This is a genomic window from Clostridium thailandense (assembly GCF_019207025.1).
GTDB classification, from domain to species: domain Bacteria; phylum Bacillota; class Clostridia; order Clostridiales; family Clostridiaceae; genus Clostridium_AM; species Clostridium_AM thailandense.
This window is the reverse complement of the sequence record NZ_JAEEGC010000169.1, coordinates 1-10,249: the sequence shown is the minus strand read 5'-3', so window position 1 is coordinate 10,249 and position 10,249 is coordinate 1. Positions and strand designations below refer to the sequence as shown.

The window sequence follows — 10,249 nt, the reverse complement described above, 5'->3', positions numbered from 1 at the left end:
AAGTCTAAAGCCCATATTTTTAAAAAAGCTAAGAATCTTTGATAACTCGCTGTGCTCAAACAATCAAATCTTCTAAGCTTTTTCAAAAATATGAGCTAAGACTTGTAGCAAAAGTATTTAAATGTGTCTTCCAGAATGTAAATATATCCCTGAGTATAAGTTAAGTGTCTGGTGTGGTTATCTATATAATGCGAACAGCCTCTTATTATAATTAAAGGTTTTTTGTAGTGTAACGGAGAAAAATCCTCCTTCACTGTCCTCTGTCAATTGTCAATTGTCCTCTAATAAAAATTTCACATCGCAAAATTTTTTAAGCATTTTAATGCTATAATAGATTTAATAAAATGGAGCTTATGTGAGGTAACAATATGAGTTTAAAATTTATTTTTGGAAGATCGGGTAGTGGTAAAAGCCATTATTGTTTGAATGATATAAAGAAAAGAATAGAAGAGAGCTGTATACAGCAATTAATACTTCTTGTGCCAGAGCAATTTTCCTTTCAGGCACAAAAAAATCTTATAGAAACTGTAGGAGAAGCAGGAATGCTCAAAGCTCAGGTTTTAAGTTTTGAGAGGATGGCATATACAGTTTTTAATGAGATAGGTGGATTGACAAGGCAACATATTAATGAGTCAGGAAAGAGTATGATTATCCATAAAGTACTGGAGGAAAATAAGGAAAAACTTAAAACCTTCGGAAAAGCTGCTAGAAGGCAGGGGTTCGCAAAAACAATGTGTGATATTATTACTGAACTTAAAAGATATAATATTAACAGTGACGTTTTGAATAATTCTTTAGATAGAATAGAAAATGAAAATTTAAAGGATAAAATACAGGATATAGTTTTAATTTTTTCACAGTTTGAAAAAAGGTTACATAAAAGTTATGTAGATGCAGAAGATGATCTTACTATGCTTGCGGAAAAGATTGATAATTGTCGCTTGTTCGATGAAACAGAAATTTGGATAGATGAATTCTCAAGTTTTACACCTCAGCAGTATGTTATTTTAGAAAAGCTAATGAATAAAGCTAGAAGAGTAAATATAACTCTGTGCACGGATTGCTTAAATGGAGATTGTGAAGTTGAAAACACAGATATATTTTTAAATACTAAAAATACAGAAAAAAGAATCTTAGAAATTATACAAAAAAATAATATAAAGTACGATAAGCCTGTAGCATTAAAATGCGAGCCTTGTTATAGGTTTAAAGATAGTAAGGAATTTCAACATTTGCAACATTATTTATTTTCTTATCCATACAAAACATATAAGAAGAAAACTGATGACTTATATGTTTTTAAAGCCTTGAACAAATATACGGAGATAGAAGAGACTGCTAGGGATATTGTAAGAATATGTAGAGATGAGGGGTTTAGGTTTAAGGATATAGCTGTAGTAAGTGGCGACTTAGATGGATATGAAAACTTAGTTAGAGCAATTTTTTCAGAATATAATATACCATATTTTATAGATAAAAAAAGAGAAATTAGTAGCAATCCCATAATTGTTCTTATAGTTTCAGCAGTAGAGATTCTTGCAAAAAATTGGTCATATGAGTGTATTTTTAGATACTTAAAAACGGGACTCTTAGATTTACACAATGATGAGATAGACATGCTAGAAAACTATGTACTTGCAAACGGAATAAGAGGTAAAAGGTGGACGCAAGATGGTTTATGGGATTACAGAATAAACTATAGCTTTGAAAATGAAGAGATTAGTGAAGAAGAAAAAGAACTTTTAGAGAAAATAAATAATATTAGACATAAAATAACAAAACCGATTATAAAGCTTTCAGAGAGTATAAAGGGAAGAAAAAAAGGATTGCAGATGTGTGAAGGGTTATACAACTTTCTCTGTGAAATTGGAGTTCCTGAAAAAATAGAAGGATGGATAAAAGAACTTAAGGAATCAAACGAATTAGATAAATCAAATGAATATGCTCAAATATGGGATATTGTAGTAGAGGTTTTAGATCAGATTGTAGAGGTTGTTGGAGAAGATACTTTAAGTATGGATACTTTCCCCAAAATACTAGCTACAGGTTTTGCAGAATATCAAATTGGTGTAATTCCTCCGGTTTTAGATCAGGTGCTTGTAGGAAGTGTAACGAGACTAAAAAGTCATGATGTAAGTGCTTTATACATAATTGGAGTTAATGATGGAATTTTTCCTGCGGCTATTCCTAAGGAAGGAATATTAACAGATAGTGATAGAGAAGGGCTTAGAGATAAAGGTATTGAATTAGCGAAGGAGACGAGAAGTAGGGCTTTTGAAGAACAATTCTTAGTTTATACTACATTAACCATAATGAGCAAATATTTAAGGTTAAGCTACTTTATGTCGGATGAAGAAGGAAAAGCTAAGAGACCGTCTATGATTATATCTAGAATAAAAAAAATTTTTCCTAACATAGTAGAACAAAGTAATTTAATAGAGAAACCAAATGGAGGAGAAGCTTTAAAGTCAATCTCTACTCCAAGAGCTACCTTTAACGAGCTTATAAGTAATATAAGAAAAGATGCTGAAGAAAATTATATTACTCCGTTATGGTACGAAGTATATAAATGGTATAAAAATAATGGAGAGTGGAATGAAAAGCTCAACTCAGTATTAGAAGGATTTAATTACACTAACAAAACGCAAATTATAGATAACTCAAAAGTAAGAAAGTTATATGGAAACCATATGAACATAAGCGTATCAAGATTGGAAAGATATGTAGAATGTCCATTTTCATATTTTATGCAGTATGGTTTAAAAGCAAAGGCTAGGAAAATTTATAATCTTAGTTCACCAGACCTTGGAAGCTTTATGCATAGTGTATTGCAAAGTTTTTCGGTTATGCTAAAAGAGGATAACCTAAGTTGGAAGGATATAGATAGAGAGTGGTGTGAAAAAAATGTTAACAATATTGTAGACACGACTATTGCTAAAATTCCAGGATCTATACTTAATAGTTCAAAGCGATATAATCATATAGCTAATGGAGTAAAAAAGATACTTACAAGATCAGTATGGCTCATTACAGAACATATAAAGAGAGGAGAGTTTATACCTAAAGGATATGAATTAAGTTTCAGCAATTCCGGAGATTTCCCTCCAATAACTATTAAACTGCATTCAGGAGAAACTGTAAGTCTTATAGGAAGAGTAGATAGGGTGGATAGTATGGAGGAGGAACAGTTAACTTACTTAAGGATAATAGATTATAAATCTGGAACTAAGGAGTTTAAATTATCAGATGTATATTATGGTCTTCAAATGCAACTTCTAATATATTTAGACGCTATGCTGACAGAATTGGAGGAAAAAACAAATAAGGATGCTCTACCTGGAGGAATTCTTTATTTTAAGCTTGATGACCCTATAATAAAAGGCAAGGGTGAGTTGACAGATAGTGAAATAGAGAAAAGAATAATTAAAAGCTTAAGAATGAATGGACTTCTATTGGATAGTTTAGAGATAGTAAAAGAAATGGATAGTGAAATAGAAAAAAGTTCAGACATAATTCCAGTATCTATTAAAAAAGATGGAACTATATCAAAATCACAATCTTCTGTAGCTACATTGGAACAATTTCAGCTTTTAAGAAAATATGTAAAAGACACTATAGGACAATTATGTGAGCACATATTAGAAGGAAATATTGATATTGAACCGTGTAAAAAGAAGAATAGAAATTCCTGCGAATATTGTATTTATCCATCGGTATGCCAATTTGATACATCGATGAAAGACAATAAATATAGATTTCTTGAGGATAAATCTGAAGAGGAAATTTGGAAGGCAATTGAAGAAAAAACAATCTAACCTATGTCTCTTTTTTAAAAGCATAGGTTAGATTCTTGAAATAGGGTTTTAAGTACTCAAAGTACTTAAAAGTTGGAGGTGATAGGGAAAATTTGCAAAAGTTAAGTGGGGGTAATATATCAAAGTATGGAAAATTTCACATTTATAGTAGTTGGAATGAATATAATTATTTATATATTTAGTATATGTAAAATGTAATTTTGTGTGATTAGATTTATATAAAAAATTTTGTTTTTTAATTATAGTAATTGTTTTAAACTAAACATGTCTTTGATATTAAAGACATGTTTAATTTATTTATTCATTCAATAGATTTAGGAGCATTTAGTACTTCTTCTTTTTTAGAGTTTAGTCTTAGATCATTCTTATCATCGTTTTTAATTTCAGATAGTTTTTGCATTAGAGATTCTGCTTGATGATAAGTTAAGTGAGAGAGTGGAGTCTCAAATTCCTTTATAGTATATTGTTTTAGGCTATCAATAGACATATCTTTTGATCTGGCTAGATCCCATATTGTTGTTTTTTGCTCTTTCTCCATCATACGATTTTTAGAATGAGTATCCATATAATTTTGCTCATAGGATGAATCACTTATCTCCTCCTTTGTTACTAATCCATTAATACCAAAGGCTCTTTTTAGTACGAATACTTCTGCAACCTTTTGAATCATTGCACTAGGATACTTTCTCCATATTGTGTTGTTCTGGTTGTATTCTTCGAAAGATACATAACTTATAAAGGGTTTTTTACCTTTTCTATCACATCTAGCCCATGCACCCATTATTTTTCCCCTATTAGTACCGAACTTATGGGTTATTTTATATTCCCCAGCATCTATTTCGAAAGCATCACCTTCGTGAACCACAAAGCTTATTAGACCACCAAATTCTTTATTGGTCTGTGCAAATTTTAAATATCCATCTCTGCTTGTCATTATATTAGTTTGATTGCCATATTTAGTAAACCAAATTTCTTTTTTAAATGGATCTAGATTATATTCTTGAGATAGATATAAAAATATTTGCAATTCGTCTTCTGTAGCACCTTTAGCTACGGTGTTTCTAATTAAATCAAGTTGATCTTTGTTAAAATTTAATGTTATCTGATTAGGAATTTGAATTGTTCCCTCGGACATTTAACACACCTCCTTATCTGGTGCGTATGATTATTTATTTTTTTTCAGCTAGTTTTAGTTCATATTGCTCTATTGCAGATTTTACTATATTTCCACCCATAGCACCGCCAATGGTACCACACACTCTAGAAGGTACATTTCCCCAGTAACCATCTTTAGGCATATTAACGCCTAGTTCGTGTGCTAACTCTGTTTTAGTATGAGCTGTTTCTATCTTTTCAGTATAATTTTTGTATTTGTCCATATTTGCATTCATAGTATTATTTTCCACCCTTCGAAATAAGATTTTTCTCAAAACTTTCTATCATGAAAAAAACTCCTAAATATGATGTCATAATTATTTTTTTCTACTATTACTTTTTGTATCCTATAATGATTTTTACAAATACTATGTAAGTATACCTGTATAGTAAAATTATTGTAGGATTTATATAGAATAACTTATTAAATGTTATAATTATAAGTAAATTAATTATTTATGGAGGACTATTTATGAGGTTATTATTGACTAATGACGATGGAGTCACTGCAAAAGGATTAGCTATATTAGCAAAAGAACTTGAAAAATATCATGAGGTGATAATTGCTGCACCTAATAGTCAAAGAAGCGCTTGTGGACATTCAATAACTATAGAAGAGCCGCTTGTTATTAAAGAAGTAGAGCTTGAAGGAATAAAGTCAAAAGCATATAGTATTAGTGGCACACCAGCAGATTGCGTGAAGATATCAGTAGAAAAGCTTATAGAAGGAAAAATAGATATGGTGTTATCAGGAATTAACAATGGAGCAAATGTTGGAACAGATGTAATTTACTCTGGAACGGTATCAGCTGCAATTGAAGCGGCTATGTATAAAATACCATCTATAGCAGTGTCATCATATATAAAAGATGGAGCAGATAATTATGAGATTGCTGCGAGATATGCTATAAAAATATTATCAAAAGCTCAAAATAAACCTATGAAAGATGATGTGGTATTAAATATTAATGTTCCATTACTACCTGAAGAAGAAATAAAGGGAATAAAAGTTTGTAAAATAGGGAACAGACTTTACGATAGTTATTTTGTAGAAGAGATTAGGGAAGATAATCATAAATCTTATAAGTTAAGGGGAAAAATAAATAATGATGATTATGAAGATACGGATATATACTACTTAAGAAGAGGATATGTTACTTTAACTCCTCTACATTATGATTTAACAAATTTTAAAATATTAAAAGAGGTAGAAGATTTATTAGGTGACTAACAAATATTAAATTTTTCATAGTACCCCGTTAAATTAAAATCTTTATACGTATATTGATATACGTATAAAGATTTTTTTAGAGGTGAAAAATGTTAAACAGTGGATATATTTTAGATAAAAAATATGAAGTTATAAAAACCCTTGGGCAAGGAGGAATGAGCACTGTTTATTTATGTAAAAATATAAAGTTAGAAAATTTATGGGCAATCAAGGAGATTGATAAATCACTAAAAAGTAATGTAAATTTTTTAACAGAATCTGATATACTTAAAAAATTAAGTCACTCAGGTATTCCTAGAATAGTTGATATATTTTATGAGAATGACAACCTGTATATGGTTGAAGATTATATTGAAGGAGAAACTCTAGAAAGTTACATAGATAAAAATAAAAAAATAGATATTCACGAACTATGTAAAATAGCATTGAGTTTAAGTGATATAATACGCTATCTCCATAGTTTCAGGCCACCCATTATATACAGAGATCTAAAACCATCAAATATAATGATAACTTTAAGTGGTAAAATTGTTCTAATTGATTTTGGTATTTCAAGAGTATATAAAAAGGGTAATAAGGAGGATACCATTTATATGGGATCTAAGGGATATGCGGCTCCTGAGCAATATGGAATGGAACAAACTTGTAGACAAACAGATATATATGGACTTGGAGCGGTAATATATTTCATGATTAATGGAAAAGCTCCAGCTAATTTTTTCGAGCCAGTAAAGAATGAAAGTTATGGAGAAAATATCGATATTAGACTTAAGAGAGTAATACAAAAGGCAATGCAAATTGACATAGATAAAAGATACAATTCTATAGAAGAATTTCAAGAAGAACTAAAAAGTTGTCTTAATGATAATACGAAAACATTACTGATGTGCAATGAAGATAAAGATACTTATACTAAGGTGTTAACCAATACTAATGTTTTTAAAATGAAGAGGAAGAGTAAGACACATTTAGATGATTTTGCTGAATTTAAAATATTAAAAAAAATAAAAGCTATAGTATTAGAAAAAATTAAAGCTTTAAACAAAACTAAAATAACTAAGAGAAATAGAAATAGAAAAAAAGTAGCCTTAGTACTGGCAGGAATTTTTATTGCATTATTATCTGGCTATTTGGCAACTGATCATGGAAAAAAATATGATCTTTCAGTTACCACTAGTGAAAATAGAAATCAAGATAGTAGTACAGAAGATGTTACTAAGAACAGTACTCCTGATGATAAAAATATCAGTTTGCCAGATAGTAATAATACTAAAGAACAAAGTATAAAAAACATTGATAACAAAGGGTTTACAAATAAAAATAATTCCCCAGCTTTAGATAATAGCTCAAGCGTAAAAGGTGAAGAAAAAATTAATGGAAATGGAAAAAGTAAAGCTAAATCTAAGCATCAAAATAAAAAATAAATTTGCTTTTGATATAAAAAAGATCCTAGTTGGAAACTTAAAAGTACACAACTAGGATTTTAATAAAATCAGGACATGTTATAGTTTACTTTAAGAACTCTGGTTTTGGCATAGTAAATAAGCGAGGTTCTTGTATATAGTCTTGAACTATTCTAAGAGCTTCACCAAATCTTTGATAATGTACAACTTCTCTTTCTCTTAAAAATTTTAAAGGTTCAATAATATCTGGATCATCAAGCATTTGAATAAGATATTCATAAGTTGCTCTTGCCTTCTGCTCTGCAGCTAAATCCTCTGTTAAATCAACTATAGGATCTCCCTTTGATTGTATATATGCAGCAGTAAATGGAACACCAGAAGCGTTTACTGGATAAATTCCTGTATCATGATCTGCGTAATAGGAGTCTAAACCAGCTGCTTTGATTTCTTCAATACTTGCATTTTTAGTTAGTTGATGAACTATTGATCCAACTATTTCTAGGTGAGCTAATTCTTCGGTACCATCATGTTATAAGTTGTTATTATCGAATGACAGCTTAGGCGATAGAACAAGATCAAAGTCATCTGACTTGTCATGCCAGCGGCTATTTTTTGTGGTTTTAGTATAAACAGCTTTTGAAACCACTTCTTTTAATAGTTCGTTTTTTAAAGATGGATCATCTGTAACCTTATATAGTTCAAGTAATTTTTTAACCTTAGGAATAATTATTTTTTGACTTTCATTTTTATCTTTATCTTTGTTAAAGCATAGATCATCAAGAAGGGTTTCTCTATCTTTTTGAGTTTTATCAATTTCATCATTAAGAATTTTTGAACGTTCAAGAAATGTATCTACAGAATATACACCTTGTTCAAGTAAGTCATGTATATTCTCCATTTGCTTTTCGAGATTTTTAAGTTCCTTATCAAGAGTTTTGAGGGCCTTCCTTTTTATATCTATTTGTATATCCTGATTGGATTTTTCATTATCTTTGGCTTCCCAAGTTATTTTATAACCTCTTAACCAATTTTCAAGAGCTTCCAGCAGCCTTTCTTCTATATAAGGTAACTGTGAGCTTATATTAGGACATGCAGTAGAAGGACAAATCAAAGTGTCTGGGTACTCTTTTTTACTATAAGATCTTCGAACCATTTTCCTTCCACACAAGCCGCATACAATTAATCCTGAAAGTGGATTCTTTAACCCTCTATCCTTTGGACATGGAGTAGAAGGATTAGTTTTAAGGTATTCTTGAGCAAGGTTAAAGGTATAATTATTGATTATGGCTTCGTGCAGCCCTTCAACAAGTATCCAATCTTTAGGATTTGCTCTAGGTCTTTCTTTTTTCATTTGACCATCAACCATCTTCTTTTTCTGAGGACGGGAATTCCAACGGATTTTTCCTGTATAAGTAGGATTTCGAAGTATTCCGAGGATAGATGAGTTAACCCATACATCACCTTTCATTGGAGGGATTCTAAGGTCATTTAGTTTTCTAACTATAAGACCAACACCTAACCTTTTATATTCTCTATTTTCTTGTTTTTCTCCTCTGGTATAAAGCTCAAATATCATTTTTACAATATCAGCTTGTTTAGGGTTAATTTCTAGAGTATAGCCTTTTTGATCTTCAAGCTTTTTTCTAACATATCCATAAGGCGGTTTGTTGCCTAAATATTTACCTTCTTTTACAGATTGAATTCTTCCACGTTGTAATCTTCTGTTTATGGTTTTATATTCTCTACGACTCATAAATAAGCCAAATTCAAAGTATTCTTCGTCATATTCATTATTTGGATCATATATTTTCATTGGAGTTATGATCTTAGTATTTGAATATTTGAAGGTCTGGGCAACTATACCCTGATCTATGGTGTCACCACGGGCTAGACGTTCAACTTCCATAACTAGAACTCCATCCCAGACTGATTGTTCAACTTCTGAGAGAAGTTTTTGCATAATAGGTCTGGCGGCAATGGTTTCTCCGGAGACTATTTCTCTGTATATTTCAGTTATGTTAAGTTTTAAACATTCGGCAAGGTTCATAAGGGATTTCTCATGTCTGGCTAGGGTTTCACCTTCGCCTCTATATTCAGCTTCGATGTCCGTCCGAGATTTCCTTAGATATAGACAGTATGACATATAGTATCCACCTTTCAGTTAAAAAACTCAATACTAAAAGATATGTTAATAATATTTAAGCATGTCTTGTTTTATAAAAAAGATATTAGTTTATTTTTTATGTGATTTTTAAAAGATGTGTTGTAGTGATAACTAATCACAAATAATCTATAAAGTCATAAACTAAATAAAGAGAAAATTTTTAGAGGAGTGTTTTTAATGATTGTACAAGAATATAAAATTGGAAATACAACTATAAAAATAAGTGATGATTCCTACAAAGATAAAACACCAGAAGATATGAAAAGGATACTTGAAAGAATAGCAAATGTTGCATGGAAATGTGCAAGAGCTGCAAGGGCATTAGGAAAAGATATTTAAAATACGTTTACTTATTATGTAGATAGAAGTTGAGAATAGAAGAACTAAAGTTAAAAGAGAGGGAGAAAGTAAATATGATAGGTGTTGTAATTATAGACATCCACGGCCGACATTTAACTTATACTCCGGGATATGTTTCCAA

Annotated in this window: 7 protein-coding genes and 1 pseudogene; 4 read left to right on the top strand and 4 right to left on the bottom strand. The window is 30.4% G+C overall.

Translation table 11 applies throughout. The features are described from left to right. The first annotated feature begins 368 nt into the window (after positions 1–368). Complete coding sequence (gene addB / locus I6U48_RS25835; protein WP_218323358.1) at positions 369–3,815, top strand: helicase-exonuclease AddAB subunit AddB; 3,447 nt, start codon at positions 369–371, stop codon at positions 3,813–3,815. Between the two features lie 301 nt (positions 3,816–4,116). Here the strand turns inward: addB and I6U48_RS25830 are convergent, their stop codons facing one another. Both I6U48_RS25830 and I6U48_RS25825 read right to left on the bottom strand, forming a co-directional pair. Then, entirely contained in the window at positions 4,117–4,950 is an 834-nt protein-coding gene (locus tag I6U48_RS25830) for a RecT family recombinase (RefSeq protein WP_218323357.1), read from the bottom strand. A gap of 34 nt (positions 4,951–4,984) precedes the next feature. Next, complete coding sequence (locus I6U48_RS25825) at positions 4,985–5,206, bottom strand: alpha/beta-type small acid-soluble spore protein (protein ID WP_218323356.1); 222 nt, start codon at positions 5,204–5,206, stop codon at positions 4,985–4,987. Between the two features lie 236 nt (positions 5,207–5,442). On the opposite strand from I6U48_RS25825, the gene surE reads away from it, so the two are divergent. Then, positions 5,443–6,201 carry a 5'/3'-nucleotidase SurE gene (gene surE / locus I6U48_RS25820; RefSeq protein WP_218323355.1) on the top strand — a complete coding sequence of 253 codons (759 nt, stop codon included), beginning with the start codon at positions 5,443–5,445 and terminating at the stop codon, positions 6,199–6,201. A gap of 89 nt (positions 6,202–6,290) precedes the next feature. Continuing rightward, entirely contained in the window at positions 6,291–7,625 is a 1,335-nt protein-coding gene (locus I6U48_RS25815; protein WP_218323353.1) for a serine/threonine-protein kinase, read from the top strand. 85 nt (positions 7,626–7,710) lie between these two features. Here the strand turns inward: I6U48_RS25815 and I6U48_RS25810 are convergent. Both I6U48_RS25810 and I6U48_RS25805 read right to left on the bottom strand, forming a co-directional pair. Beyond that, positions 7,711–8,127, bottom strand: a pseudogene (locus I6U48_RS25810) (manganese catalase family protein); the annotation flags it as partial. A 6-nt stretch (positions 8,128–8,133) separates the two neighbouring features. Then, positions 8,134–9,747: a recombinase family protein gene (locus I6U48_RS25805; protein ID WP_218323352.1), complete on the bottom strand. Its 1,614-nt coding sequence runs from the start codon at positions 9,745–9,747 to the stop codon at positions 8,134–8,136. Between the two features lie 198 nt (positions 9,748–9,945). On the opposite strand from I6U48_RS25805, the gene I6U48_RS25800 reads away from it, so the two are divergent. Further along, on the top strand, positions 9,946–10,107 hold the full coding sequence (locus tag I6U48_RS25800; RefSeq protein ID WP_218323350.1) for a hypothetical protein: 162 nt from the start codon (positions 9,946–9,948) through the stop codon (positions 10,105–10,107). Positions 10,108–10,249 lie beyond the last annotated feature (142 nt).